Here is a 26,187-nt window from a genome sequence, read left to right as displayed (position 1 = left end):
ACCCCTCCCGCCCCCCTCCGCGTCGCCCTGTTGGGCTACGGCTTCGCGGGCAAGTCCTTCCACGCTCCGCTGCTGCGCACCGTGGAGGGCCTGTCATTGCGCACGGTGTCGTCCAGCCGGCCTGATGACGTCCATGCGGACCTGCCGGATGTGACAGTGATTCCGTCCGCGCGCGATGCGGCCACGCACCCGGACGTGGACCTGGTCGTGGTGGCGACGCCGAACGAGACCCATGTTCCGCTCGCTGAAGCCGCGCTTCGTGCCGGCAAGCACGTCGTCGTCGACAAGCCCTTCACCATTACGTTGGCGGAAGCGCGAGCCCTCTCCGCGCTCGCCCATGAGCGGGGCAGGGTGCTCTCGGTGTTCCATAACCGCCGATGGGACAGTGACTTCCTCGCGCTGAAGGCCCTGCTCACGGATGGCACCCTGGGCCGTGTCACCCATGTCGAATCGCGGTTCGACCGGTTCCGTCCGGAGGTCCGCCAGCGCTGGCGCGAGCAGCCCGTCCCCGGGGCGGGCATCTGGTTCGACCTGGGGCCCCACCTCGTGGACCAGGTCCTTCAACTGTTCGGTCTGCCCGACACCGTGGTGGGGATGCTCGCGGCCCACCGGGACGGCGCGGCCGTGGATGACTGGTGTCAGGTGACCCTCGTGTATCCCCAGCGACACGTGGTCCTCCAGGCCTCGATGCTCATCGCCGGAGGGCTGCCGCGCTTCGCGGTGCATGGCACCCGGGGCTCCTGGCTGAAGTACGGGATGGACACGCAGGCGGACCGGCTCATCGCGGGAGAACTTCCCGGTGCGGCGGACTGGGGCGAGGACGCCTCGCCTGGGCGGTTCCTCGTCGGAGGCTCCAGCGAGGCCCGGATGACGTCGACGCCCCGTGGGGACTACCGCCAGTACTACGCGGGCATTCGCGACGCCGTGCGAGGCACCAGGCGCAATCCGGTGACACCCCTGGATGCGGTGGCAGTGGCCGCCGTGCTGGAAGCGGCCGTCCTGTCGTCGCGGACCGGCCGCGCATGCAAGCTCGACCTCACCTCGGAAGAGCGAGGCGCCTTCTCCGATGGTTGTGATTTGACGGCCAGTTGATGGGGGGCCGACACGGACCTGTTAGGTGAGTTGCTCCTGCAATCCCGTGGGACATGCACCGAGGAGGTTCGTGGATGAGAAGCGCATTCGTGGTGGCTTCAGCCGTGGTGGTCTCGATGGTCGCGTGTGGTGGGGCACCCGGCGACGAGGCACGGGACGCCACCGTCCAGCCGGCTCCGGCAGAGGCTCAGTGGACGGAGGTGGAGCGAGGCGTCTGGGAGCGGCCGAGGGTCGGCGGCGGCCATGAGCGTGTCGGCTTTGGCGTCGAGGGCCTCGAGTACGTGCTGCGGAAGACTCGCGCCGAGCGGGAGTCCCTGCTCAAGCAGGCCCCGCGGTCCTCGGCGGCTCGGCTCGAAGCCAACGCGCGGAGCCTCCAGGCCCTGGAGGCCCAGCTCCGCGAGGCCTCTGCTCCAGGGGGCTCGCTGCCTCCTCCCGTCTTGCCGCCCAAGGTCTCCAGCCCACCGGGGCGCGCCGCGAGCTTCGGGCTCGATTTCTGCGGGGGAGTCTTCGAGCCCGACGTCCTCTTCAACAACGCGCCTCACCTGTTGGTCGGTGAAGTCACCGCGAAGGGACGCTGGACGGAGCCGGCGCCTTACGCGACCAACATCAAGACGCTGTACACCTATGTCTACGCGGCGGCCTTGGACATGGGGCCGGGCTCCTATGACGAGGACTACAGCCAGGAAGGCCCGTTCTCCGGCTCGTGCTGTGCCTCTATCGAGACCTTCGGCGGCATCGCTCCGACCGGGATGGCGTACCTGCTGGGACGGGTCACCATCACCAGCACGAATGGTTGCTCGGACCAGCGGGTCTATGAGGCCACGAGTTACTGAGCGGACGCACCGGGCGCGCGAGCGTCCACTGGACGGGGAGGGGAGTTGCCTGTTCGCCCCGACCCGTCCACCTCCTGCTACGGTGCGCGGCGGATTCCACCGCTCGCCCCCGCGAGCCGAGAGGCACATTTCCTTGAGCACGAAGAAGCCCGGCCGCAATGACCCGTGTCCCTGTGGCAGTGGCAAGAAGTACAAGGCCTGCCACGCCGCCGAGGACCGCACGCGTGCCGCGCCTCCCGCCGATGTTTCCAGTCCGCTCGAAGAGGACTTCCGCGCCGCGATGGAGCTGCTCAAGAACCCGGACGTCGGCGACCTGTCCGCCGCGCTGGACCGAGTGGCCCGCCTGCTGGCCGAGTGGGGCCCCGTGCCCGGCCTGCGCTTCGACGCCGAGTCCTTCGACAAGCACGTGGGTGCGGCCCTCGCGCGCATCTCCGAGGACGAGGTCCTGGACGCGTCGAGCGCGCGTCGGGAGCTGTTGGTGAGCACGGTGAAGGCCCTCGCCACGAAGTCCTTCCTGGAGAAGCTGACAGCCACGCTGCACGGCCGCGCTGGAGAGCCGGGGCGTTCCTCGGAGGACCGGCGAGCCCTTCGCGCGGCCAGCCTGCTCGCCGCCGCGTCGAAGCGGGTGGGCAAGACGCGCATGGAGGACAACCCCGTCCTCGACCTCGTGTTCGACGTCCAGTTCCGCGAGTGGAGCACCCACCACAAGGAGTGGATGGCGAAGTACGAAGCGCTGGCGAGTGGGATGGATGAGGCCTCGCTGTCCGAAGAGGCTCGCAAGGCGCTCCAACAGGCCCGCGAGGGTGATGTGGATGCGCTGGTGGACTACGTGAAGGAAGACCCGGGCCTGGCCGAGCGCATCGTTCGCGAAGCCAAGGAGCGCGCCACCCGCGTCGAGATGAAGTTGCGCGAGCCGTCCACGCCGCCCGTGTTCGCGCCCGAGGAGGAGCTGTGGCTCACCTGTGTCCTCTGGGAGCCGATGCAGGCCCTCAAGGGACTGCCCCCGGACTCAGCGCCCCCGGTGCGTCGCGAGGCGGTGACGGCGCTCCTGCGGGGCGTGAAGGGCGCGCTCGACGAGGAGTTCCTCAAGGGAATGCTGGGGCGCATGCGCGAGAAGGCCCAGGACGCCTCGGTGGATGAGGCCCTGCGTGCCTGGTACGCGGATGCCGCCATCGCCTTCGAGGCCGAGCCCGCGCGCATGTCCCTGGCCGCGCTGCTCACCGCGAGGCAGGAAGCGGCGGGGCGCTCCGCCGAGGAGATGGTGGCGCTGGCGGACCTCAAGGCGCTCACCACCTGGACGCCGGAGAGCTTCGAGCCCTATCGGCAGCTCCTGCTTCAGATGGGGCTGCCCGCCTCCGCTGAGCGCATCGGCCGCTGCCAGGAATGGCTGCGGACCCATCCCGTGGAGCTGCGCGCCGCTCCTACGGAATGACGAGTGGCGCTCCGCGCCGGAAGGGACGGGCCTGGGGCCAGGGCCCGTCTGCGAACCTCATCACGTGGAGCCGGCGAGCAGCTCCCCCCAGGGACTCACGCGCTTGCCCCAGGCTTCGTGACGTCGAGGCGGCGGCAACACCTGCAGGGGCCCGCCCACCCCAGGCGTCGCGACGTCGAGGCGGCGGTTGCCACTGCGGGGCCTCACCACCCACTCCAGGCTTTGTGATGACGTCGAGGCGGCGAGTGGCTCCCGGTGGAGCCCTCACCAGTCCGCCTCACGGCGTCGAGCCGCTGTCTCCCGGGCTCGACGAATCCGCGGCCAGCATGGCGACGCGCCGGGCCGCCTTGAGCAACTCGTCGGAGACCGCAGTGCCCGCCGTCGCCTTCGCCAGCGTCAGCGTGCCCACGCACAGCGCATACGTCGCCAGCGCCCGCTCCCGTGCACTGGCGCGCTCATCCGAGGGCAGGTGTCTGGCGAACGTCTCCGCCGTCAGATTCAGCTCGTGCGCCAGCGCTTCCTTCAGGTCCGCATCCCCGCGCACCACGTCGGACAGCACGGCGGGCAGGGCGCACACGGGGACCTCCGCGTCCCGGTGGGCCCGCGAAAGGTAGCGCCGCACCAGGTGGCTCAACCACTCCGCGCCCTTCAGGTCCTCCAGCCCCTGCGGCCAGTCCACTCGCTGTCGGCTCATGATGCGCTGGAGTGATTCGATGAGCAGCGCCTGCTTCGAGCCGAAGTGCGCATAGAAGCCGCCCACCGTCAGGCCCGCCGCGCGCATCACCGTGTCCACGCTCGTCCCCAGGAAGCCCTTCTGGCGGAACAACCCTCCCGCCGCTTCCAGGATTCGCTCGTGCGTGGACTGCTTCTGCTCCGGGGGATGGGGCATCCGAATCTCACCTCGCTGTACACCATTATACACGTCATCGCGTCGCCCGCCGCCCTTTGACGGGGACCGACCGCCTGCCCGCCGCCTTCACATTGCGACCATATTACGAGCATAATATGGTTGATTCACACGGGCGGGCGTGGAGCCACCCCGCGAACGGAGGGCTCGTCGATGGATGCCTACATCTTGGATGCGGTCCGTACCCCTCGTGCCCGAGCCAAACCCGGTAAGGGCGCGCTCAGCGGACTGCACCCGCAGGAGTTGCTGGCGCAGACGTTGAAACAGCTTCCGCTGCGCACGGGCGTGGACGTCGCGGACGTGGATGACGTGGTGGTGGGCGTCGTGTCGCAAATCGAGGCGCAGGGCGCGAACATCGCGCGCAACGCGGTGCTCGCCGCGGGGTGGCCCATCAGCATCCCGGGCTTCAGCCTCAACCGCTTCTGCGGCTCGGGCCTCCAGGCCCTGTCACTGGCGGCCATGGGGGTGGCGTCCGGCGCCCAGCAGCTGGTCGTCGCGGGTGGCGTCGAACAGATGAGCCGCTACGGTCTCAACGCGGATGGCGGCGGAACAGATGGTGGAAACGTCGACCTGCGCCGGCGCTTCTTCCAGGTCCCCCAGGGCATCTCCGCCGACCTCATCGCCACGCTGGAAGGCTTCACCCGGCAGGAGCTGGATGCCTTCGGCCTGCGCTCGCAACAGCTCGCCGTGCGAGCCCAGGCGGAGGGACGGTTCCAGCGCGGCCTGTTCCCCGTGAAGCATCCCCAGACGGGAGAGGTGTTGCTGGCGGTGGATGACCACCCGCGCGCGGACACGACCGCCGAGAAGCTGGCCGCGCTCGCGCCCGCCTTCACCCAGTTGGGGGCTCGGGCCGAGGGGCCCGACGGTGAGACGCTGGATGCGCTGGCGCTCCGGGCCTATCCCCGGGCAGGCGCGGTGCGCCACCTGCACACGGCGGGCACCGCGAGTGGTATCGCGGACGGCGCGGGCGCCATCCTCGTGGCGTCGAAGGACTACGTGCGCGCGCACGGCTTGAAGCCGAGGGCTCGCGTGCGGGCCGTCTCCGCCGTGGGCAGTGACCCCGTCCTCATGCTGACGGGGCCGGCGCTCGCGGCGCGCAAGGCGCTGGACTCCGCGGGGCTCAAGGCGCGCGACATCGACCTCTGGGAAATCAACGAGGCGTTCGCGGCGGTGGTACTACAGACGGCGCGGGCGCTGGAGATCGACCTGGACCAGGTCAACGTCAACGGAGGCGCCATCGCCCTGGGCCACCCGCTGGGCGCGACGGGGAGCATCCTGGTGGGGACCGCCCTGGATGAGCTCGAGCGACGGGGGCAGTCGCTTGCGCTGGTGACGTTGTGCACCAGCGGCGGGCAAGCGGTGGCGGCGATTCTCGAGCGCGGCTGAACCGAACTGGCCGAGCAACATCAACAGCATCATGGGTGTGCCTCCCCAGGGGGGACCTGGGGCTCCGGAAGGTGACGTCGAAGGAGTCCCAGTCCCTCAGTGGGCGAGTGACGGCGAGGCCGCGCTGGTCTCCATGAGCGCGGACTTCCGCGCGGGGGTCCGTGCGGCGGTCTCCAGGTCCACCAGGCCCTTCTCGAGCTGCTTGCCGATGAAGGACTCCATGAGTCCGAAGGCCATCATCGCCTTGCCCATGAAGGTGTTCGGACCGGACATGCTCCAGGTGACGCGCGTGCCCTTCTCGACGGCTTCGAGCACGAAGCTCGCCTGGTTGACGGCGGCGAAGGGCTCGATGAACTCCAGACGGATGTCGATGCGCTCGCCCAGCTTGCTCTCCAGGATTTCCATCCGGCCCACGCCGATGTTCCGGTTCCCCTTGTACAGGTAGCTGGCGCCGACTCCCTCCACGGGGCCTTCGTACGTGCGCTCCATGTTCGGGTCGACGTTCTCGTAGGGCGACCACTGGCGCCACAGGGAGAAGTTGTTGATGAGCGCGTAGACGGCGTCGGGTGACGCATCGAGTTGCCGCGTCCGGGAGATGTGGAAGCTGTCCGGGCGGGTGGCGATGAAGGCAAGCACGCCGACGATGAGCACAACGACAGCGATACCAATGAGCTTGGCCATGTGAACGACTCCTGATGGGGTGTTGGGAAAAGGGGAGGCTCCGGGGTCTCCGGTCAGCCGCCTCGGTGGGTATGAATCCCGGCTTCAATGCGACGACGAATGGGCTTCGAGGGGATCGACACGACCCCTGTTTTCCCCATCCGAGGCGCGCAACTAGTTGGAATCATTTGTGATTTCGCCGTCGGGAAAATGCCCGGATTAATCCAGGGCCGGCCGCGACATCGCGGTCGGACGGGGTCGCATACCCGGAGCGCGGGTGGGTCATGCCGCGGTGTCGATCCGCCGGTGTCTCGTTCGTCGCGAGGATGGAGCTTCGGCTCATGGCGGAGGGGCACGCCGTCGGATGCGTGCCTTTGGGACCGACGAGGAGATGCGACGATGAGATTCATGCTGCTGCTGAAGGCGAGCCAGGACACCGAGGCGGGAGCGCTCCAGGGCGAGGCACTTACCTCCGAGATGGAGCGCTACAATGAAGCGCTGGTGAGGGCGGGGGTCCTCCTGGATGCGGCGGGCCTTCATCCCAGTTCTCGCGGCGCGCGCATTGACTTCTCACAAGGCAAGCGGACGGTGACGAACGGGCCTTTCACCGAGACGAACGAGCTGATTGCTGGATTCTGGATGATTCAGGTGAAGTCGCGGGAGGAGGCCCTGGAGTGGGCGCGGAGATGTCCGCACCCGGAGGGGAGCGCGGATTCGCGAATCGAGCTGCGCCAGGTGTTCGAGCCGTCTGACTTCCCCACGGAGTCCCAGGAGCCGACGGAGCTGGAGTTGCGCGCGGCGCGCTCGCGGTCCTGAGTCGAAACGTGCTCCACTGAGGGGATTCGCGGGACCGAGGTGGGCACATGAAGGTGGTCGCACTCGTGGAGGTCCCGCCGGACATGCAGGCGGCGGCGATGGCCCTGGCTTCCGCGACGGGCATGGCGCCGGCGGAGGCTCGGATGCGTCTGGCGCCGGAGCCGCCCGCGTTGCTCGCGCGGTTGGCGCCGGAGGCGGCGGAGGCGCTGGTGGCGTCGCTCAAGCGCCTGGGACTGGCGGTGCTCGCGGTGGACGAGCAGGGGCTTGGTCAGGGGCGGGTGGTGGCGCGCCGCGTGACGTTCAACGCGGACACCGTGACGTTCACGTCGCGCGCGGGTGAGTCACTCGACGTGGCGTGGGGCGAGGTGGTCGCGGTCATCCGAGGGGCGAGCTCGGTGCGGACGCAGAGCGAGCACAAGGAGCAGCCGAGCAAGTTGGATGTCGCCAAGGCGTACGGCCTGGCGATTGCCACGCACGGGCTGATGCTGCCTCGGACGGGGGCGAAGACGGTGCGCCAGGAGTCCGAGGAGACGTCGCAGCTCATTTATGTCTTCGCGCGAGATGGTGGGAGCGCGGTGCTGAGCGAGCACGGGATGGACTACTCCTGCCTGGGGCCCGCGATGCAGCCCTCGCGCATCGCGAACATGACGATGCTCATGCGGATGCTGTGTGAGCGCGCGCCGGACGCCTTCCACGATGAGCGCCTGTTGCGCCTGGGCCGGCGCCCGCTGCCCTTCGTCGTGGCGGATTCGACGCAGATGGCGACGGGCGACGTGTCGGTGCGGCGGGTGAACACGCTGCAGGGCATGGACGTGCTCGCCGAGGTGATGCGTCAGGCCGTCGTCCAGGGGCTGCTGGGCTGACAGCCCCGCCCGAAGGACTCGCCGTGACAAGACGCCTTTGCCGCCGTCGGGTGAGGCGCGCGAGTCCTATTCGTGCGCGGTCGCCTTCGCGGGGGCCTCGCCGAGCAGCAGTCGCCGGACGATGGGCACGGGCGGGTAGCCGTAGGACACCACCGCGTCGTGGAAACGCTGGAGGGAGAAGGCCTGGCCCCACTGCGCCTTCGCGTCCTCACGCAGCTCCATGAGCAGCTTCTTGCCCAGTGCGTAGACCAGGTAGGTGGGGTCCGACGTTCCCCGGCGGGCCTCGCGCTCCGCGTTCGTCTTCGTCATGAACGCCTCTTCCTCGAACAGCCGCACCGCCTGCTCGTACGTCATGCCGCGCGTGTGCAGGGACAGGCCCGCGACGTAGCGCGCCAGTCGCTGGAGGTAGAGCGCGAGCTGGTTCAGTCGCAGCTTGTCGGCCGCGGGCCCCGAGCGCCCACCGTAGCCCTCGTCGAGCATCATCTGCTCCGTGTAGAGGCCCCAGCCCTCGGAGAACGAGCCCGAGCCCAGCAGGCGCCGCACCTTGGACTCCACCCGGTTCGTCCAGAGGAACTGCACGTAGTGGCCGGGGTATGCCTCATGGATGGAGACGAGCGGCAGCGCATGATGATTGTAGAAGCTCATGTGCTGCTCGGTCTGCTCCGCGTTCCACGTCGGGTCTGGCGGCGTCACGTAGTAGTAGGCCTCCGTGGCCTGCTTCTCGAACGGACCGGGCGTGCTCATGCTCGCGAAGGACAGTGAGCGATTGAACGACGGCGTCTCCGCCACCTGCGCGCGGACCTCGCTGGGCACGGTGATGATGCGCTCGCGGATGAGGAACGCTCGAATCTCCTCCAGTGTCGCGGTGGTGCTGGACACCAGCTCCGCGGGCGTCGGGTGCTCCTTGCTCAGCTCCCGGTACACGTCCATGGGCGCCTTGCCAGGCCCCAGTCGTCCGGCCACCTCCCGGAACTGGGTCTGGGTGCGCTTCATCTCCGCCTGCCCCCATGCGAGCAGCGAGTCGATGCTCTCCGTCACGCCCTCCTCGTAGAGCAGCTTCTTGCGATAGGTCTCCTCGCCAATCGCGAAGTTCCCCTGGGAGCGGGGCAGCATGTCCTCACGCAGGAACTGGATGTACGCGTCGATGGCCGCGAGGCAGCGCGCCTGTTCCTTCTGGAACGCCTCGTTCAGCGCGGCATCCTTCACCGGCGCGAAGGCCTGGGGCAGCGTCTGAGCGTAGAGCGACCGGGTGCCCTGGGCCTGCTGGAGGGCAATCTCCGTCCACATTCTCGGCGGGTTCTTCAGCGTCGTCCGCGCCGCCGCGAACAGGTCCGGCACCTTGGCCATGCGGCTCACCGCCGAGCGCATCCGCTGTTCCAGTGGCGCGAAGTCCCGGTTGATGAGCTGGAAGACGGAGACGGAGGCCTGGCTCAGGTACGTGTTGGGGTTGCGCTCCCAGGAGCGCACCTCTTCGGAGTCCAGGATGCGCGCGCGGAAGTGGTTCTCCAGGATGTCGTAGTCGGCCCGGTCCAGGGGCGGCAGCGCGTCGCGGTCCACCGCCGTCGGCAGCGCGGCGAGTCGGCCCTTGAGATACGCGAGGTGTGACGCACGCTCCTCGGCGGTGAAGCCGCGCAGCTCACCGTCGTAGGTGTGGACGCCCGCGGACGTGGCTGACAGCGGGAAGCGACGGAACTGCTCGTCGAAGTGCGCGTCCACGAAGGCACGGAGCGCCACCTGCGCGGGCGTGAGCGCGGCAGCGGCCTGGGTGACAGCCGCGGACGGAGACTCGCTCTGTGTCGGAGGGCGCGAGGTGGTGCAGCTCGCGGACAGCAGCAGCAACGCGGCGAGAGTGCTCGAAGTGCGCGGCGCGGTCATCGTTCCTCGGCGGGCGAAAGAGAAGGTGCCGGGAGCCTCGCCGATGCCACCGCGTGCGACAAGCGCACCCCGACGCATCGCGTGGGGACCGCCGACGCTCAGTGACAGCGCGGTGATGTGTCGACCGCGCGGAAGACGAGCACCGCCGCCGCCACGAGTGGCATGGCCCGACGAAGCAGGAACTCCGAGAGCCGGGGCCGCTTGCTCCACAGCCCTGCTTGCAGCTGTGCGCCGACCAGCGCCGGAGCTCCGCCCAGCGCGAAGGCTCCCATCACCAGCGCGCCACCACCGAACGAACCGCTCGCGAGCGCCACGGTGAGCACGCCGTAGAGCAGGCCACAGGGAAGCAGCGGCGTCACCGCACCCATTGCGCCCGCGCGACCCACCCACGAAAACTTTGCGCTCCAGCGCGAGAGGGCGCCCGCCAGCCGCGAGAGCCCAGGCAGAGGGGGCAGGCGTTTCCCAAGCTCCAGGGCGGAGGCCACGAGCGCCGCCGCCATCAGCCACGGAAGGTACGGACGCGTGGATACGGCGAGCGCGCGCGTGACGCCGCCGCCCAGTGCGCCCAGCGCGCCTCCCACCAGCGCGTACGCCCCCAGGCGAGCACCTTGATAGGCGAGCAGCGCCCGGTGTCGCTCGGGCCCGCGCATCGCCGGGAGCCCCGCGCAGGCGAGCGGCCCACACATGAGGAAGCAGTGAACGCTGCCGGTGAGTCCCACGGTGAGTGCGCCGAGCGCGCCCGCCACCAGCGTCGGCGTCGGAGTCAGCGAGGTCAGCAGCAGCGGAACGTCGATGGGCATGAACGGGTCCTTCGCAACAGGCATGCCGTTCGCAAGGTGACAGCTCGCATGCCCGACTCCGCGCAAACCCGGCCCCATGTGGCCGTCTGCCTCCACTGTGGCAGCCGCGTGCCGGAGGGCACGGCCTCGCGCGAGTTCTGCTGCGCGGGGTGCGAGGTGGTGCATGGCCTGCTGGTGACGCAGGGGCTGACTCGCTACTACCAGCTCACGGGTGGGAAGACGGCGCCCGCGGCGGAGCCTGCTCGAGGTCGAGGACTCGCGTGGCTGGAGCCCCTGGTGGCCCGCGCGGAGGCGATGCCGGGCGCGCTGTGTTCGCTGGAACTGGACGTCCAGGGCATCCACTGCGCCGCCTGTGTCTGGCTGATGAACGAGTTGTTCCGCCGTCAGCCCGGTGGCGCGGGGCTCACCGTGGACCCCGCCCTGGGCAAGGCGCGCATGCAGTGGAAGCGCGGGGCCTTCGACGTGGGCGGCTTCCTGCGAATGGTGGAGGGCTTCGGATACCTCTTCGGTCCCAGTCGCAAGCGGCCCTCGCCCGCGAGCCTGGACCTGCCCATCCGCCTGGGCATCTGCGTGGCGCTCTCGATGAACGTGATGTTGTTCTCGGTGAGCTTCTACGTGGGGCTCGCGCCGGAGGATGGAGACGTCTTCCAGCTCTTCACGCGGCTGAGCCTGGGGTTGTCCACGCTCGTCGTCGCCGTCGGAGGATGGCCGTTCTTCCGCTCGGCGTGGCAGGGGCTTCGTCGAGGCGTGCCGCACCTGGACCTGCCCATCGCGTTGGGCATCCTGCTGGTGTTCGGCACCTCGCTGGTGCAGGCCCGGGGAGGACGCGGCGACCTCGCCTACTTCGACACCCTCAACACCTTCGTCACGCTGATGCTGGTGGGACGCTGGCTCCAGCAGCGTGTCCTGGAGCGCAACCGGCGCTTCCTGCTGGAGGACGATGGCGCCGACGGGCTCTTCGTTCGTCGGCAGGAGGGAGAGCGGCTCGCCACCGTGCGCGTGTCCCAGGTCGCCGAGGGTGACCTGCTTGTCATCGCGCCTGGGGACCTGGTGCCGGTGGAGGCCGAGTTGCTCGATGCGAGCGCGCGCGTCTCCACGGACTGGATGACGGGAGAGCCGGATGAGCGCGAGGTGGCCGTGGGGGAAGCGCTGCCCGCGGGTGCCTTCAATGCGGGGCGCGAGGCGGTGCGCGCGAAGGCGCGACAGTCGTTCCAGGACTCGCCGCTGGTGGCGCTGCTGCGCCGTGCGCCGGAGGGCACGGGCCGAGGCGCGGGCCACACGCGCTTCTGGGAGGCGGTGTCGCGGCGGTGGGTGGTGACCGTGCTGGCGGTCTCGGCATTGGGGCTCGTGTTGTGGTGGCCGTCGGGACCCGACAAGGCGCTGGAGGTGGCGGTGGCCCTGCTGGTGGTGACGTGTCCCTGCGCCATCGGCATCGCCACGCCGCTGGCCTATGAGTGGGTGCAGGCGCGCTTGCGTCGTGAGGGCTTCTTCATCCGCTCCACGGATCTGCTGGACCGCCTGCCGCGTGTACGTCAGGTGCTGTTCGACAAGACGGGGACGCTGACGCTCGGGCGGATGGAGCTGGTGGACCGGGCCTCGCTCGATGCGCTCACGGAGGAGGCGCGCGACGTGGCCTTCAATCTGGCCTCGCGCAGCAACCATCCGGTGAGTCGGTGTCTCTCGGACTCGCTCTCGCGGATGGGCGCCCGCTTCGTTCCGGAGGCGCGGGTGACGGAGCACCCCGGGCAGGGCCTGGAGTGGGTGCGAGATGGCGTGTCGTGGCGCCTGGGCCGCGCGGACTGGCACCTCGTGCGAGACAGTATCGCGCCAGGTTCCGCGGGGCATGGCCACGGCGCTGAGTTGTTCGAGGAGGGACTCGGAGAAACTGGCTTCACGTCACGGCTCGATGCGGGAGACGAGGCAGCCTCATCGCAGGCAGGCGTTGCGTCGCATGGCTCGGAGAGCGGAGCTCCGGTCCTTCCCCGTGCCCTGCTGCGCGCCGACGGCACCGACGGGCCTCGTGGCACCGTGCTCTTTCGCGACGGCTCCCCCCTGGCCTCATTCCCGGTGCGTGAGGCCCTGCGACCGGACGCACGCCGCGAGGTCCTCGCGCTCCAGGCCGAGGGCCATGCTGTCTGGCTCATCTCGGGCGACGCACCCGCGAGGGTGCGCGAGCTGGCGGTCTCCCTCGGCGTGCCCCTGGAGCGTGCCCTGGGTGGCCTTCGTCCCGAGGACAAGGCGTGGGCCGTCTCGCGCCTTGGCGCGACGGACTCGCTGTACCTGGGCGATGGCGTCAACGACAGCCTCGCTTTCGAGCGGGCGCTGTGCGCGGGAACCCCCGCGATTGATCGCCCGGTGATGCCGGGCAAGAGCGACTTCTTCCTGGTGGGCGAGGGGCTCTCCTCCCTGCGCGAAGCCCTGCGAGTGTCGCGTCACCTGCGGCATGTGGTGCGAAGGTTGTTGGTGCTGGCCATTGGATACAACGCCGTGGCGGTCGCCGTGTGCCTCGCGGGCTGGATGACGCCGCTGCGGGCCGCCGTGGCGATGCCGGCCACCAGCCTCGCCACCGTCCTGTTCACCTTGTGGAGCCTGTCCGCGCCCCGGGCTCCACGCGGTGCTTCGGTGCCCCTGGCTCGTCCCACGGAGGTGCCCGCATGAACGTGCTCGTGCTCCAGGTCTTCGTGAGCCTGATGCTCGTGGCCAGCTCGGTGCTGCTGTTCATCTACAGCATGCGTCACCGGGACCACGAGCAGGCGGACCGGCTCGCGCTCTTTCCGCTCGAGGAGGACAGCGCGGCTCGCCCCGCAGCGTCTTCCGACGGGCCGTCGTCGCCTTCGGCTTCCCAGGAGTGACTCCGTGCAACAACAGCGAATCGTCTACGACGACACCACGGTCCGCCGCTTCATCTTCGCGGCGGTGGTCTTCGGCATCGTGGGCATGGCGGTGGGTGCGCTGGTGGCCAGCCAGCTCGCGTGGTGGCAGGCCAATCTGGGCATCCCCTATCTGACGTACTCCCGGCTGCGGCCCCTGCACACCAACGCGGTCATCTTCGCGTTCGTGGGCAACATGATGTTCGCCGGCGTCTACTACTCCACGCAGCGCCTCTTGAAGGCGCGCATGGCGTCCGACGTGCTCTCGAACATCCACTTCTGGGGCTGGCAGCTCATCATCGTCGCCGCGGCCATCAGCCTGCCCCTGGGCATCACCACCTCCAAGGAGTACGCGGAGCTGGAGTGGCCCATCGACCTGGCCATCACCGTCATCTGGGTCGTCTTCGCCATCAACTTCTTCTGGACCCTGGCGAAGCGCAACGAGAAGAACCTCTACGTCGCCATCTGGTTCTACATCGCGACCATCATCACCGTGGCGGTGCTGCACATCGTCAACAGCCTGGCGCTGCCGCTGGACGGGCTCAAGAGCTACTCCGTCTTCTCCGGTGTGCAGGATGCGCTGGTACAGTGGTGGTACGGCCACAACGCCGTCGCCTTCTTCCTGACCACGCCAATTCTGGGCATCATGTATTACTTCCTGCCCAAGGCGGCGGAGCGGCCGGTGTACTCGTACCGGCTCTCCATCATCCACTTCTGGGCCCTGGTCTTCATCTACATCTGGGCCGGTCCCCACCACCTGCTCTACACGGCGCTGCCCGACTGGGCGCAGTCCCTGGGCATGGTGTTCAGCGTCATGCTGTGGGCGCCGTCGTGGGGCGGCATGCTCAACGGCCTGCTCACGCTGAAGGGCGCGTGGCACAAGCTGCGCGATGACCCGGTCCTCAAGTTCTTCATCGCCGGCGTGACGTTCTACGGCATGGCGACGTTCGAGGGGCCGCTCTTGTCCATCAAGACGGTGAGCGGGCTGGCGCACTACACGGACTGGATTGTCGGCCACGTGCACGGCGGCGCGCTGGGCTGGAACGGCTTCATGGCGGCCGGCATGTTCTACTGGCTGGTGCCCAGGCTGTACGGCACGAAGCTGTACTCCACCCGTTCGGCGGACGCGCACTTCTGGCTGGGGACGGTGGGCATCCTCCTCTACATCGTGTCGATGTGGATCAGCGGCATCAACCAGGGGTTGATGTGGCGGGCCACGCACGCGGACGGGACGCTGCTGTACCCGAACTTCGTGGAGACGCTGCTCGCCATCCGGCCCATGTACATCGTCCGCTTCGTCGGCGGCTCCATGTACCTGGTGGGCTTCTGCATGATGGCGTGGAACCTCTGGAAGACGGCGCGCGCGGGCAAGGCCGTGGACGGAGAGACCACCGTGGTGGTGGAAGACACGCCGGCTCCCGTGCCCACCGCGACGACGACGCCCGCGCCGGGCTGGGTGCAGGTCGTCACCGGTCGTCCGCTGGTGTTCGCCATCGCCATCCTCACGGTGACGATGTTCCTGGGCTGGGCGAAGCCGGTGCGCGCGCTGGTGCTGATGGGCGCCATCGTCGCGCTGGGCGAGCTGGCCTGGATTGTCACTCGCAAGGACCGCGAGGTGGGACGGCCGTCGTGGTTCGCGCTCATCGAGGGCCGCCCATTGGCCTTCACGGTGCTGACGCTGGTGGCCATCCTGATTGGCGGCGTGGCGGAGCTGCTGCCCACCATCCTCATCCAGCAGGCCGTGCCCGCGCATGGCGAGGCGCAGAAGCCGTACTCGCCGCTGGAGCTCCAGGGAAGAGACCTCTACGTGCGCGAGGGTTGCTACACGTGCCACTCGCAGATGATTCGCCCCTTCGTGGCGGAGACGCAGCGCTACGGCGACGTGTCCCGCGCGGAGGAGTTCATCTACGACCACCCGTTCCAGTGGGGAAGCAAGCGCACCGGGCCGGACCTGCACCGCGTGGGTGGCCGGTATCCGAACCTCTGGCACTACACGCACATGATGGATCCGCGAGCCACGAGTCCCGGCTCGAACATGCCGCCCTATCCGTGGCTGGCGGAGAACCGCATCCGCGTGAAGGACGCGCCGAAGAAGCTGTCGCTGATGCAGAAGCTGGGCGTGCCGTACACCAACACGGACGTGGACTCGGCCGAGGCACGGCAGAAATCCCAGGGTGAGGCCATCGCCGCGGACCTGGCGACTCAGGGGGTCCAGGTGGCGTGGGACTCGGAGATGGTGGCCCTGGTCGCCTACCTCCAGCGCCTGGGTCGAGGTCCGCAGGATGTGCCGCCGCCGGAGGTCGCGCCCACCGCGTCGGCGGCGGGAGTCCAGGAAGGAGGCCGCTGATGTACAAGCAATTCTACCAGGGCATGACGTTGGAAGAGCTTCCCCTCTTCGCGCTCGTCCTGTTCATCGCCATCTTCCTGGGCGTCTGCGCCTGGGTGTTCGGAGCTCGCAGGAGCCAGGACTTCGACGCGCTCTCACGGCTGCCGTTGTCGGAGCGCGGGGAGGGCGGTCATGAGTGAGAAGTCGCTGGTCAAACACATCTATGACGGCATCGAGGAGCACGACAACAACCTGCCGAACTGGTGGCTGTTCATCCTCTGGACGACGCTCGTCTTCGGCGCGGGCTACTGGTTCTGGTACCACATCGCGGAGGCAGGGCCGGGACAGCTGGGCGAGTACGCAGCGGAGTCCGCTGAACACGCCCAGCGCATGGCCAGCAACACGCCCGCGTCGGACGACCTGCTGCTGAAGCTGGTGCAGGACCCGACGTCGCTGGAGGGTGGCAAGGCCGTGTTCCAGGCCAACTGCGCGGCCTGTCATGGCGCGCAGGGACAGGGCCTCATCGGCCCCAACCTCACGGACGGCTTCTGGCTGCACGGCGGCGCACCCATGGCCATCCACAAGGTGGTGGCCGACGGCGCAGTGGCCAAGGGCATGCCCGCCTGGGAGCGGACGCTGGGGGGCGAGCGCGTCAAGGCCGTCACCGCGTACGTGTTGACGCTCAAGGGGACGAACGCCGCTGGCGGAAAGGCGCCTCAGGGCGAGCCCGAGCAGCCGTAGCGCTCGCGCCGCGAGGACTCCGACATGGCGACAGCTCCCCAGCAGGAAGGCCCCCGCATCGACCAGCTCTCGTCCATCCACGCGGATGGCTCGCGGCGGGCGCTGCATCCGTCGGATGTGCGAGGCCGCTTCATCACCTGGCGCCGCGTGGCGTTCGCGGTGCTCATCGCCATCTATGTGGCCCTGCCGTTGATAGACGTGGGCGGACATCCCGCCGTGCACCTGGACGTGGCGGCGCGACGCTTCTTCCTCTTCGGCGCCACGTACAACGCGCAGGACTTCTGGCGGGTCCTCTTCCTGTGCACGGCGCTGGGGTTCGGCCTGCTGTTCGTCACGGCGTGGCTGGGCCGGGTGTGGTGCGGTTGGGCCTGTCCGCAGACGGTGTTCCTGGAGGGGCTCTATCGGCCGCTGGAGCGGCTCATCGACGGGCCTCGCGAGCGGCGGCTGCGCCAGGAAGGGACGTCGTGGACGGCGGGCCGGGTGGCGCGCGCGGTGGTGAAGCATGGCGCCTGGCTGGGCGTGTCGTTGCTCCTCGCCCACGCCGCGCTCAGCCTCTTCGTGTCCGCCGGAGGGCTGGTGTCCATGGTTGCCGGAGGGCCGAGCGCGGCTCCAGTGGCGTTCACCTGGGCCATGGCCGTCACGGGCGCGCTGTACTTCAACTTCGCGTGGTTCCGGGAGCAGCTCTGCGTGGTGGTGTGCCCCTATGGGCGGCTCCAGTCGGCGATGCAGGACGGGGACTCGCTCATCGTCGGGTACGACTCGCGACGGGGCGAGCCTCGGGGGCGGTTGTTGAAGGTACTCCCCACTCGGCCCGCGCCGCCGAAGGGCGACTGCGTGGACTGCCGCAAGTGTGTCACCGCGTGCCCCACGGGCATCGACATCCGCAACGGCCTGCAGATGGAGTGTCTGGCCTGCGCGCAGTGCATCGACGCGTGCGACGAGGTGATGGACCGGGTGGGGCGCCCGCGCGGGCTCATCCGCTACGACTCGCTCAACGGGCTCGCGGGCCAGCCCCGGCGTATGTGGCGGCCCCGGCTGGTGCTGTATGGGGTACTGCTGCTCGCCTCCGTGGGTGGGTTCGTGTGGAGCGTGGCGAGGCGCATCCCGTTCGAGGCGAACCTGCTGCGCTTCCAGGGAACGCCCTACCTCGTGGAGGCGGGCTCGGTGCGCAACCAGTTCGAGGTGCACCTGGTGAACAAGAACCCGGAGGAGTCCACCTTCTCCATCACCGTGCGGGGCCCGCCCTCCGCGCAGGTGGTGATACCGCAGGCCCAGGTGCGGCTCGCTTCGCTGGAGAGCTTCCGGGTGCCGCTGTTCGTCCTCGTCCCACAGGGGAGTGTCGATGTTCCCTTCACCTTCCTCGTCGAGGTGGCGGACTCCGCTTCCGGCGAGGTGAAGCGGATGGAGGCGCGCTTCCTCGGCCCGCCGTCTGCGCGTCGCTGAGGGAGCAGGGCGGCAGGCTCACGGACACTCCATCCGACGAAAGCCGTGCGTGTCCCCTGGGGCACTCCGCAGATTCTGCGGGCGCCTCCGGGGACCTCGGGCGACAGGCGTGGCACGCGCCTTGGAATGGGGTGGAGGGACATGGAACCGCTGCCAGGTGTCCCCCGGCCCACGCCGGAGCTGCTGAGTCGGTACGACGTCTCCGGACCTCGCTACACGAGTTACCCCACCGCGCCGGAGTGGCGTCAGGACTTCGGGCCGGAGGCGCTGGAGGCCCGCCTGCGGAGCGCTGGGACGCGGGACTCCGCCGAGCCGCTGTCGCTCTATGTCCACCTTCCGTTCTGTCACAGCCTCTGCTGGTACTGCGGCTGCAACGTGGTCATCAGCAGGGACACGAGCGCGGCGGACCGGTACCTCGACCACCTGGTCATGGAGCTGGACCTGGTGACAGCGCGCCTGGGCGCGCGTCGCTCGCTCTCGCAAATCCATTGGGGCGGCGGCACGCCGACGTTCCTCACGGAGCCGCAGCTGGAGCGACTGTGGACCGAGCTCACGCGGCGCTTCGTGCCACTGCCTGACGCAGAGGTCGCCATCGAGGTCCATCCCTCCGTGACGACGCCGGGGCAGCTCACGTTGCTGCGGAGCCTGGGCTTCAACCGCCTGTCCATGGGGTTGCAGGACTTCGACCCGCGCGTGCAGGAGGTGACGAACCGCCTTCAGACGCCCGAGCGGACGCGAGCGTTGCTGGAGCATGCGCGCGCACTCGGCTTCACCGGCGTGAACTTCGACCTTATCTACGGGCTGCCCTACCAGGAGCCGGAGGGCTGGGCGCGGACACTGGAGACGGTGCTGGAGATGCGGCCGGACCGGCTGGCCGTCTATTCGTTTGCCTTCATGCCGGACGTGCTCAAGCACCAGAAGCGGATGCCGGCCGAGGCGCTCCCCACCGCGCCAGTGAAGCTGGAGTTGTTCCGTTCGGCCTATGCGGCGTTCGTGGGGGCGGGGTACCAGGCCATCGGCATGGACCACTTCGCGGTGCCGGAGGACGAGCTGGCGCGCGCGCTGTCCGAGCGCCGACTGGGCCGCAACTTCCAGGGCTACACCGTGAAGGCGGCCTCGGACGTGGTGGCGCTGGGCAGCACGGGCATCAGCGATGTGGGCGGCGCGTATGCGCAGAACATCCGTCCGCTGCCCGCCTACTACGAGCGCGTCTCGCGGGGGCGACTGGCCACCGAGCGCGGCCTGCTGCTCACCGAGGACGACCGGAAGCGCCGCGCGGTCATCACCCAGCTCATGTGCAACGCCTGGGTGGACCTGGGCGAGGATGGAGTCCGCGACTTCGCGCCCGAGCTGGAGCGACTGCGGCGCTTCGAGGAGGACGGCCTCGTGGTCCGCTCGGGCACGCAGTTGGAGCTGACGGCCCTGGGCCGACTGTTCGTGCGCAACGTGGCCATGGTGTTCGACGCGCGCCTGGCGCGGGCCGAGCGGCCTCGCTTCTCCCGAACGGTGTAGCCACCCGGACCACCGAGCAGGCAGGCCCCTCACGGGGCCGCTCCCCTGGCTTCCTCCCGAGGCAATGGCCACTTCACCTGCGCGCCCTCGGGCGACGGAGGTGGTGATGGAGCCGCGACAGTCGCGTGGGTCTGTTCGACGAGGGCTGAGGGCCTCCTGCCTGCTCGCCTCGCTCCTGGTGGCCTCACTGGCGGGCGCGGCGCCCAAGCCAGGGGAGGCCCTGCCGGAGCTGTCCTCGCAGGACCTGGAGGGGAAGACGCACCGCAGTCAGGAGTGGAGGGGACGGCGCACGTTGCTGGTGGTCCTCACCGACAAGGACGGCGGCGAGGAGATGCGGCGCTGGTTCGACACGGCCGCCACCCAGGTGCCGGACTCCGTGCACCGGGCCTCCGTGCTCACCTTCAAGGTGCCCTTCTTCGTCAGCGCGGACTCCGCGAGGGAGCGGGCGAAGAAGAAGGTGCCCGAGGCGTTCTGGACGGACACCTGGCTCGACAAGAGCGGCGCCGTGGGCAAGTCGCTGGGGCTGGCCTCCAGTCGCGAGCCCTATGCCATCGCGCTCGATGAGCGGGGACAGGTGCTGGCCGTCGTGCACGGCAACGCGGACTCGCCGGAGGCCAGGGCCCTGCTGCAGAAGCTGTCAGGCCCGTGAGGCTTCCGGCGGTGGAGACACGAAGGGCGCCGCGGGTGGGTTCCCGCGACGCCCCGGTTCAGCGTGTCTGCTCGTTGGCGCTCAGCGCTGCGACAAGATTTCCTGGGCGCGCTTCTTGTCGGTGGAGAACGTGAAGGCGTTGTAGAGCTGGTAGTTGTTCTCCGTGTCGAGGATTCGCGCCTTCACGGCGCGCAGCACGTTGAGCTTGTCGTCGTTGAAGGAGAAGCGGTCCATCAGCCGCATCACCTGGGAGACGAGGAGGTAGTTGTTCTGAAGGCCCGTGTTGAGGACGCGGAGCTTGTCGTCGGTGAAGGTCTCCCGGGAGATGGCGTCGAACCAGCGCTGGAAGGCGCCGTCCCCCATCGGGCGAACCATCGGCTCCGGCGGCGGGGGCGGCGGGCGCGGCATCACCGTGGCGAGCAGCGGGGCATCGGCGACCTGGCGCCTCACGTTCTCCAGCGTCTCCTGGGCCTTGCGCACCTTGTTGCGCGAGTCCCGGTCCGCCCGGTCCTCGATGTCCTCCAGCAGGCGCTCCAGGCGCTCCAGGCGCTGCGCCAGGTCCTCGCGGCTGACCACCACCAGGGTGCCGGTGCTGTTCGGCGGGACGAACGGGCCCGAGTTGTTGTGCGGCGGGTACTGCGGCTGGGAGGGCTGCGACGGCTGCGGACGGCCCGGCGGGGGAGGACGGAACTTCTCCATCGTGGCGTCGGGCGCCTGCTGCTTCTCGACCTGAGGGGAGGTCTGCGCGAAGGAAGTGGCGGCGGTCAGCAGGGCGACGGCGATTGCGAGGGACTTCATCGGGAGCGTCCTTGTTTGTGTACTCGACAGTTCTGACGGGCCGAGTCTCATGGCATTCAAAGCCCCCAGACGACAAGGGGCCCCCTGTCTCATGTCTCAGGGAGAGGGGGTTCGTTTGGACAGCACGGACCCCTCGGCCGACAGCTCGTAGACGAGCGGAATGCCGGTCGCCAGCTCCAGTCCCACCACCTGCTCGCCGGTGAGTTGGTCCAGCTTCATGACGAGAGCGCGGTTCGAGTTGCCGTGGGCGACGACGAGGACGTTCTTCCCCAGGCGGACGTCGCCGGAGATGGCGCGTTCGTAGAAGGGGAGCACGCGCCGGGCGGTCATCTCCAGCGACTCGCCATTCGGCGGCGGCACGTCGTACGAGCGGCGCCACAGCTTCACCTGGGCCTCGCCGAAGCGCTGGGCGGCGTCCGCCTTGTTGAGGCCCTGGAGGTCGCCGTAGTGGCGCTCGTTGAGGGCGGCGTCGCGGATGATGGGCGGGCGCTGGCCGAGGGCCTCCAGGATGATGGTGAGCGTCTCCTGCGCGCGGGTGAGCGCGGAGGTGTAGGCGACGTCGAAGCTGATGCCCTGGAGTGCGCGCGCGGCGAGGCGGGCCTCGAGGCGGCCCTTCTCGGTGAGGGGCACGTCCACGAGGCCGGTGAAGCGGTTCTCGTGGTTCCAGAGGGACTGACCGTGGCGGACGAGTGCGAGAAGGGGCATGGCTCTCCCTGCTAGCGCAAGCCGGGCATCACGGCCAAGGGGCCCGCGCGCAGGAGCGCGACGGGGGTGACACCCGTCAGGCTCCGGAAGTCGGAGATGAGGTGGGCCTGGTCGTAGTAGCCGGTGGCCGCGGCGATGGCGCCCCAGTCTGGCGTGGCGGCGCGCGTGGAGGCCCGCATGGCGCGCTGGAAGCGGACGATGCGCGCATAGACCTTGGGGCTCATGCCCACCACGTCGTCGAAGGCGCGCCGCAGCTGTCGCTCGCTGACGCCCAGCCCTCGCGCCAGTGCCTCAATCCGGGGCAGCTCCTGTGACTGGGAGATGGCGCGGACCGCGCGGCGGACGACGTGCGCGGAGGCGGGCTCGAACACGTCACCGCGACGCAGGCGCTCGGTGAGCGCGGTCTCCAGCACCTGGACCTTCGCGGCCAGGGTGGTGCTCTCGTGCATCCGCTCACGGAGGTGGGCTCCGTCCTCGCCCCACAGGGTGTCGAGGTTGACGACGCGGTCGGTGAGGTGGGCCATGGGCACACCGAAGAAGGGGTAGGCGCCTCCGGCCTTGAAGCGCACGGCGACGGCCAGGGGCGGCACCTCCGTCCCGCCCTTCTGGAGCACATGCAGGCGCGTGCCGATGACATAGGCGTCGCCCCGGGTGTCGGAGAGGCGGACGATGAGCTCGGCCTCTCCATCGGGAAGGCGGACGTACGCGGGGCCGCCGCCCGCATCCCGGGGAACGGCGCGGAAGCCACGCACGAAGCCCGCGAGCGCGCCGTGGGCTTCGACCTGGAGCGACTGGGAAGTCACGGGGCCAGCATGCGGCACGCGAGGGGCGGGTTCAATCCGGGGCCAGGGCAGGCGAGCGCTCATGGCCGATTTCTCCAATCGACCCGAGGCCCGCGTTTCTACCTTGGGAGGGCACGACACCCCTGCTTCCCCCGAGGAACCTTCATGCGAGTCCATCACCTCAACTGCGGCACCCTGTGTCCCGCCGGCGGCGCGCGCTTCGTCCTGGGCGAAGGCGGCTTCTTCTCGCGGGCCCGGATGGTCTGCCACTGCCTCCTCATCGAGACGAATGATGGCCTCGTCCTGGTCGACACGGGGCTGGGGCTCAAGGACCTCCAGGACCCGACCCGACTGGGCCAGCGCTTCCTCCGCCGCAACTCGCCCCGGTTGGACCCTCGAGAGACGGCTGTCGCGCAGGTGGAGCGACTGGGCTTCCGGCGCGAGGACGTGCGTCACATCATCCCCACGCACTTCGACCTGGACCACATTGGCGGGCTCGCGGACTTTCCTGGCGCGCAGGTGCATGTCTTCCGTGACGAGCACGCGGCGGCCATGGTGCCGTCGGCGAAGAACGCGAAGTTCGGCTACCGGCCCGTGCAGTGGGAGCACCAGCCGTCTTGGAGGCAGTACGCGGTGGAAGGGGAGCGGTGGTTCGGCTTCGACGCGGTGCGCGTGATTCCGGGGCTGTCCACGGAGGTGTTGCTGGTGCCGCTCGTGGGGCACTCGCCGGGGCATTGCGGTGTCGCCGTGAAGACGGAAGGGTCATGGCTGCTGCACGCGGGTGACGCCTACTTCAACCACAAGGAGCTGAACCCCGTGTCACCTCGCAGTCCGCCGGGCCTGGCGCTCTTCCAGCGGCTGCGCTCGACGGACAACGCGGCGCGCCTCGCGAACCAGGAGCGCCTGCGGACGCTCGTGCGGGAGCACTCGGCGGAGGTGAAGGTCTTCTCCGCGCACTGCGCCGTGGAGCTGGACCGCTACGCGGTGGCACAGCCCGTGACGGCGGAGCGAAGTGGCGTCGCGTCTCCGAACCTGGAGCCCGCGCCCGGAGCGGGTGGTCGCGCCGCCTGAGAGACGTGCACGGGACGTGTCAGGCCTGTCGGCGCCGACGGGCCCGGTACAGGTCTTCGTAGAGGCCGAGGAGGAGGTGGCCTCCCAGGATGAGTCCCTGCTCGATGTCGCGCGCGGCCGCGGGTGACGCGTCGTAGGGCGCGTCGAGCTGGCGGTAGAAGCCGTCAGCGTGCTCCTCGTCGAGCGTGGCGTGCGTGGGGTAGTGCACCACCTGGTCCGCGGTCAGCCAGCCTCGCGCGACGATGCCGCGACCCAGCTCCACGGAGATTCCGCTGAACAGGTCCTCGATGATGCCGAACACGGCGAGGCCAGTGTGCGGTGTCTCGAAGCCGGCGATGCCCGTCAGCGCGACGTTGAACTTGCGGACCTCCGGACCGAAGGCGCCATCCTGGAGCCGCTCCCCGGACGCGCCGAGCCGCTCCAGGAGCAGTTGGAACGTGTGCTCGTGGCCGTGGGAGAGCGCGCCGCGCCCATGCTCATCGAAGACGTTCTCAACCAGCGGCAGGCGGAGCTCGGGGCGGGGAAGGCGGCTGGCGAGCAGGGCCATGGGCCGCGAGAAGTGCGCGACCGCCGAGAAGAACTGCAGCTGCGTCTCGATGAAGTCGCTCCGCTCGAACGAGCCGTCCTTCAACGCGCGCAGGTACGACGACGTCTCCAGGACGTTCCAGCCCGACTTCAGGCCAGCGATGTGGTGACGCAGGTTCAGATTTCGGAGGAGGGAAGGTGCACCCATGCAGGGGTTCCCTTAAGTCGGGTCAGGTCGAGAGAATAGACGGTGCAGACCGTGTCGGGAGAAATGCCGGCGTCCCGCAGCCAGTCGAGCTGCGCTTTCAATCGCTCGTCGAGCGTGAAGCAGGCCAGCGTGTCCGCGTTCCGCCCGGCGAGTTCCCGCCCGCACTCCCGGAGGTAATGCCCCCAACCCCGGGTCCAGGCGGTGGGAGGCGCCGCGAGGTGCACGAGCGGCCAGGGCTTGTTCGTCGAACGGAGCTGGAGGTCCTTGCTCCCCGACGTGGTGCACCAGCCCGCCCCTTCGAGCTTCCGGCCAGACGAGGGCCCGAGCACCAGCCCGTCACCTGGGACCTGCGTGGGCGCGCCCGCGAGCTCCAGCGCCGCGAGCCGCGCCGGGGGAACGAAGTAGAGCGCGAGCCGGCTCTCCGGCCGACCCATGCGCAGCGGGTTCCAGCCTCGCGCCGTGTGCATGACGTCGCCGCGCGCGCCCCGCATGGCGGCGCCGTACAGGAACCGGATGCCGCGCAGCGCGGGGATGCGGAACAGGTGCGTGAGCCCCTGGAAGATGAGCCTCCGCGCCAGTCCCGTGCCGCGCGCGTGCGGGGCCACCTTGAGGTCGCAGATGTAGAAGCCCTGGGCGGCGGTGTCGCCTCGCAGGACCTGCCGGGAGATTCCCGTCACGGAGCCCAGCAGTTGTTCGCCACGCAGCGCCAGCAGGAAGTACGCGTCCCCCATGGACGAGAAGAAGGGGTGGTACTCGGGTCCGTGGTCGATGAAGAAGTGGTCGGCGCCGTCGGCGATGGGGTACTCGATGCCCCGCTCGAGCTGGCGCAGTCGTTCCACATAGGGGCCGAGCGTGTCTGGCCGACACACCACGTAGCGCACGCCGCTCATGGTGCGGCGGTCCGTCGGAAGCCGACCTCGATGCGTTCGTAGAACAGGCTGCGGTCCCGGGCCTGGAGTTGCTTGCCGAGCGCGTCGTCGAACACGAAGGCTGGACTGAAGAAGCGGCGGAGGTCTCGCTGGTTGTTGAGCTGTCGCAGCAACACGGCGCAGCCGGGGCGAGCCTCGCGTGACAGCAGCGCGGCCCACTCGGCGACGAGCGTGTCATCCGACCAGTCGAAGATGTTGGACAGCGAGATGACGTCGAAGCGTCCCAGGTCAGGCACGTCGGGGAGCGAGCCCTGCACCAGCGTGACGGGGAGCGGCGCCTCCGCGCGCAGGTACTCTGGACGGTCCTCGGGACAGTAGGCGCCGAGCAGCACGTGCTGCAGGTAGGGGTTGCGGTGGGCGTCCTCGCGCCGCAGCCCTCGCTCGAAGGTCGCCTGAAAGTAGCCGGGATAGGAGCCGGGCGTCGCGTGCTGGGTCGCCGCCGGGCCGAACATGGCGTGGAGGAACGGGTCCGCGAACGCGAGCTGGAATGCCACCGGCCAGAAGGACGAGGCGAACCAGCCGTCGCGCAGTGCGGCCCGTTCGGCGGCGGAGGTCGTGGGCGCGAAGAAGGCCGCCAGCTCGCGCGCTGGGGCCGCGAACTCCTCGAGGAAGTGGCGCAGGGTGCGGAACAGGCCCTCGAACTCGCCGCGCTGATTCAACCCCGTGGCGTCGGTGGCCCTCACGTTGAAAGCCTCCAGGCTCGCGGTGCCGAGGCTCGCGGCCTTCTCCCGTACGTGGGCGAGCTGTCGAGGGTTGAAGTCGAAGCCCACCAGCTCCAGGGATGGATTGCGCCGGGCCAGGGTCAGGAGCGTGCAGCCTCCGGACGCGACAGTGAGGAGGGCTCGGGCCTGGGTACGCCCGATGAGTTCCTGCTCCAGCTCCGGGTCTTCACGGACGACGGCGAATTTCAGACGGGGGGGCGTGGTGCTCAAGTCGTCGGCGGGGGGCGAGGGTTGCTTCGGCG

At 69.3% G+C, this 26,187-nt stretch carries 26 protein-coding genes; 15 read left to right on the top strand and 11 right to left on the bottom strand.

Annotated elements, in window-relative coordinates; all coding sequences use genetic code 11:
• The 3 genes from HR086_RS23900 to HR086_RS23890 all read left to right on the top strand — a co-directional run.
• Nucleotides 1–1,092: oxidoreductase (locus HR086_RS23900; protein ID WP_254626450.1), on the top strand; the 1,092-nt coding region annotated here is incomplete at its 5' end.
• A 74-nt stretch (nt 1,093–1,166) separates the two neighbouring features.
• Nucleotides 1,167–1,925 (top strand): hypothetical protein, encoded by a 759-nt coding sequence (locus tag HR086_RS23895; RefSeq protein WP_174466749.1) that lies wholly within the window; start codon nt 1,167–1,169, stop codon nt 1,923–1,925.
• Nucleotides 1,926–2,058: 133 nt separating this feature from the next.
• Nucleotides 2,059–3,357, top strand: coding sequence for an SEC-C metal-binding domain-containing protein (locus HR086_RS23890; protein ID WP_174466748.1), 1,299 nt, complete (start codon nt 2,059–2,061; stop codon nt 3,355–3,357).
• Nucleotides 3,358–3,417: 60 nt separating this feature from the next.
• On the opposite strand, the gene HR086_RS23885 is transcribed toward HR086_RS23890, so the two are convergent.
• Both HR086_RS23885 and HR086_RS23880 read right to left on the bottom strand, forming a co-directional pair.
• Nucleotides 3,418–3,564: a hypothetical protein gene (locus tag HR086_RS23885; RefSeq protein ID WP_174466747.1), complete on the bottom strand. Its 147-nt coding sequence runs from the start codon at nt 3,562–3,564 to the stop codon at nt 3,418–3,420.
• A gap of 70 nt (nt 3,565–3,634) precedes the next feature.
• Nucleotides 3,635–4,246, bottom strand: a complete 612-nt coding sequence (locus HR086_RS23880) for a TetR/AcrR family transcriptional regulator (RefSeq protein WP_141645459.1) — start codon at nt 4,244–4,246, stop codon at nt 3,635–3,637.
• A 171-nt stretch (nt 4,247–4,417) separates the two neighbouring features.
• On the opposite strand from HR086_RS23880, the gene HR086_RS23875 reads away from it, so the two are divergent.
• Complete coding sequence (locus tag HR086_RS23875; RefSeq protein WP_141645460.1) at nt 4,418–5,650, top strand: acetyl-CoA C-acyltransferase; 1,233 nt, start codon at nt 4,418–4,420, stop codon at nt 5,648–5,650.
• A 96-nt stretch (nt 5,651–5,746) separates the two neighbouring features.
• Here HR086_RS23875 and HR086_RS23870 read toward each other — a convergent pair whose 3' ends face one another.
• Nucleotides 5,747–6,331 (bottom strand): SRPBCC family protein, encoded by a 585-nt coding sequence (locus HR086_RS23870; protein ID WP_174466746.1) that lies wholly within the window; start codon nt 6,329–6,331, stop codon nt 5,747–5,749.
• A gap of 378 nt (nt 6,332–6,709) precedes the next feature.
• Between HR086_RS23870 and HR086_RS23865 the strand changes: the two genes are divergently transcribed.
• Together HR086_RS23865 and HR086_RS23860 are read left to right on the top strand one after the other, a co-directional pair.
• On the top strand, nt 6,710–7,126 hold the full coding sequence (locus tag HR086_RS23865; RefSeq protein WP_174466745.1) for a YciI family protein: 417 nt from the start codon (nt 6,710–6,712) through the stop codon (nt 7,124–7,126).
• A gap of 47 nt (nt 7,127–7,173) precedes the next feature.
• On the top strand, nt 7,174–7,989 hold the full coding sequence (locus HR086_RS23860) for a hypothetical protein (protein ID WP_174453181.1): 816 nt from the start codon (nt 7,174–7,176) through the stop codon (nt 7,987–7,989).
• Nucleotides 7,990–8,055: 66 nt separating this feature from the next.
• Here HR086_RS23860 and HR086_RS23855 read toward each other — a convergent pair whose 3' ends face one another.
• The gene (locus HR086_RS23855; protein WP_174461451.1) at nt 8,056–9,864 is read right to left on the bottom strand and encodes a DUF885 domain-containing protein; all 1,809 of its coding nucleotides are present in this window, start codon (nt 9,862–9,864) and stop codon (nt 8,056–8,058) included.
• Nucleotides 9,865–9,962: 98 nt separating this feature from the next.
• Nucleotides 9,963–10,664 carry a sulfite exporter TauE/SafE family protein gene (locus HR086_RS23850; protein WP_174461632.1) on the bottom strand — a complete coding sequence of 234 codons (702 nt, stop codon included), beginning with the start codon at nt 10,662–10,664 and terminating at the stop codon, nt 9,963–9,965.
• Between the two features lie 48 nt (nt 10,665–10,712).
• Between HR086_RS23850 and HR086_RS23845 the strand changes: the two genes are divergently transcribed.
• From HR086_RS23845 to HR086_RS23810, 8 genes are all read left to right on the top strand, one after another.
• Entirely contained in the window at nt 10,713–13,322 is a 2,610-nt protein-coding gene (locus HR086_RS23845; protein WP_174466744.1) for a heavy metal translocating P-type ATPase metal-binding domain-containing protein, read from the top strand.
• Nucleotides 13,319–13,516 (top strand): cytochrome oxidase, encoded by a 198-nt coding sequence (locus HR086_RS23840; protein WP_141645466.1) that lies wholly within the window; start codon nt 13,319–13,321, stop codon nt 13,514–13,516. Before HR086_RS23845 ends, HR086_RS23840 begins: the two co-directional genes overlap by 4 nt.
• A gap of 4 nt (nt 13,517–13,520) precedes the next feature.
• Nucleotides 13,521–15,881: a cytochrome-c oxidase, cbb3-type subunit I gene (ccoN, locus tag HR086_RS23835; protein ID WP_174466743.1), complete on the top strand. Its 2,361-nt coding sequence runs from the start codon at nt 13,521–13,523 to the stop codon at nt 15,879–15,881.
• On the top strand, nt 15,881–16,060 hold the full coding sequence (locus HR086_RS23830; RefSeq protein ID WP_141645468.1) for a CcoQ/FixQ family Cbb3-type cytochrome c oxidase assembly chaperone: 180 nt from the start codon (nt 15,881–15,883) through the stop codon (nt 16,058–16,060). The genes ccoN and HR086_RS23830 overlap by 1 nt, the downstream gene beginning before the upstream one ends.
• Complete coding sequence (locus HR086_RS23825) at nt 16,053–16,601, top strand: cbb3-type cytochrome c oxidase N-terminal domain-containing protein (protein ID WP_174466742.1); 549 nt, start codon at nt 16,053–16,055, stop codon at nt 16,599–16,601. Before HR086_RS23830 ends, HR086_RS23825 begins: the two co-directional genes overlap by 8 nt.
• A 24-nt stretch (nt 16,602–16,625) precedes the next feature.
• Nucleotides 16,626–18,044, top strand: a complete 1,419-nt coding sequence (gene ccoG / locus HR086_RS23820) for a cytochrome c oxidase accessory protein CcoG (protein ID WP_174466741.1) — start codon at nt 16,626–16,628, stop codon at nt 18,042–18,044.
• Nucleotides 18,045–18,185: 141 nt separating this feature from the next.
• Nucleotides 18,186–19,556 (top strand): oxygen-independent coproporphyrinogen III oxidase, encoded by a 1,371-nt coding sequence (hemN, locus tag HR086_RS23815; RefSeq protein ID WP_174466740.1) that lies wholly within the window; start codon nt 18,186–18,188, stop codon nt 19,554–19,556.
• A 106-nt stretch (nt 19,557–19,662) separates the two neighbouring features.
• Nucleotides 19,663–20,205, top strand: a complete 543-nt coding sequence (locus tag HR086_RS23810; RefSeq protein WP_174453189.1) for a hypothetical protein — start codon at nt 19,663–19,665, stop codon at nt 20,203–20,205.
• An 81-nt stretch (nt 20,206–20,286) separates the two neighbouring features.
• Here the strand turns inward: HR086_RS23810 and HR086_RS23805 are convergent, their stop codons facing one another.
• The 3 genes from HR086_RS23805 to HR086_RS23795 all read right to left on the bottom strand — a co-directional run bounded on the left by HR086_RS23805 (nt 20,287) and on the right by HR086_RS23795 (nt 22,574).
• Entirely contained in the window at nt 20,287–21,003 is a 717-nt protein-coding gene (locus tag HR086_RS23805) for a DUF4476 domain-containing protein (protein ID WP_254614262.1), read from the bottom strand.
• 96 nt (nt 21,004–21,099) lie between these two features.
• Nucleotides 21,100–21,708, bottom strand: a complete 609-nt coding sequence (locus HR086_RS23800) for a 2,3-diphosphoglycerate-dependent phosphoglycerate mutase (protein WP_174453191.1) — start codon at nt 21,706–21,708, stop codon at nt 21,100–21,102.
• Between the two features lie 11 nt (nt 21,709–21,719).
• The gene (locus HR086_RS23795) at nt 21,720–22,574 is read right to left on the bottom strand and encodes an AraC family transcriptional regulator (RefSeq protein WP_217439743.1); all 855 of its coding nucleotides are present in this window, start codon (nt 22,572–22,574) and stop codon (nt 21,720–21,722) included.
• Between the two features lie 81 nt (nt 22,575–22,655).
• Between HR086_RS23795 and HR086_RS23790 the strand changes: the two genes are divergently transcribed.
• Nucleotides 22,656–23,561, top strand: coding sequence for an MBL fold metallo-hydrolase (locus HR086_RS23790; RefSeq protein ID WP_174461444.1), 906 nt, complete (start codon nt 22,656–22,658; stop codon nt 23,559–23,561).
• Between the two features lie 19 nt (nt 23,562–23,580).
• On the opposite strand, the gene HR086_RS23785 is transcribed toward HR086_RS23790, so the two are convergent.
• The 3 genes from HR086_RS23785 to HR086_RS23775 are packed head-to-tail and all read right to left on the bottom strand — an operon-like array spanning nt 23,581 to nt 26,155.
• Nucleotides 23,581–24,294 carry a TenA family transcriptional regulator gene (locus HR086_RS23785; protein ID WP_174453192.1) on the bottom strand — a complete coding sequence of 238 codons (714 nt, stop codon included), beginning with the start codon at nt 24,292–24,294 and terminating at the stop codon, nt 23,581–23,583.
• On the bottom strand, nt 24,264–25,184 hold the full coding sequence (locus tag HR086_RS23780; RefSeq protein ID WP_174453193.1) for a GNAT family N-acetyltransferase: 921 nt from the start codon (nt 25,182–25,184) through the stop codon (nt 24,264–24,266). Before HR086_RS23780 ends, HR086_RS23785 begins: the two co-directional genes overlap by 31 nt.
• Nucleotides 25,181–26,155, bottom strand: a complete 975-nt coding sequence (locus tag HR086_RS23775; protein WP_174466750.1) for a DUF3419 family protein — start codon at nt 26,153–26,155, stop codon at nt 25,181–25,183. The genes HR086_RS23780 and HR086_RS23775 overlap by 4 nt, the downstream gene beginning before the upstream one ends.
• Nucleotides 26,156–26,187: the final 32 nt, after the last annotated feature.

The organism is Myxococcus sp. CA039A (assembly GCF_013336645.1).
In the GTDB taxonomy this organism is placed as follows: Bacteria; Myxococcota; Myxococcia; order Myxococcales; family Myxococcaceae; genus Myxococcus; species Myxococcus llanfairpwllgwyngyllgogerychwyrndrobwllllantysiliogogogochensis.
The sequence above is the reverse complement of the archived record's forward strand: the minus strand, read 5'-3'. Positions and strand labels throughout refer to the sequence as shown.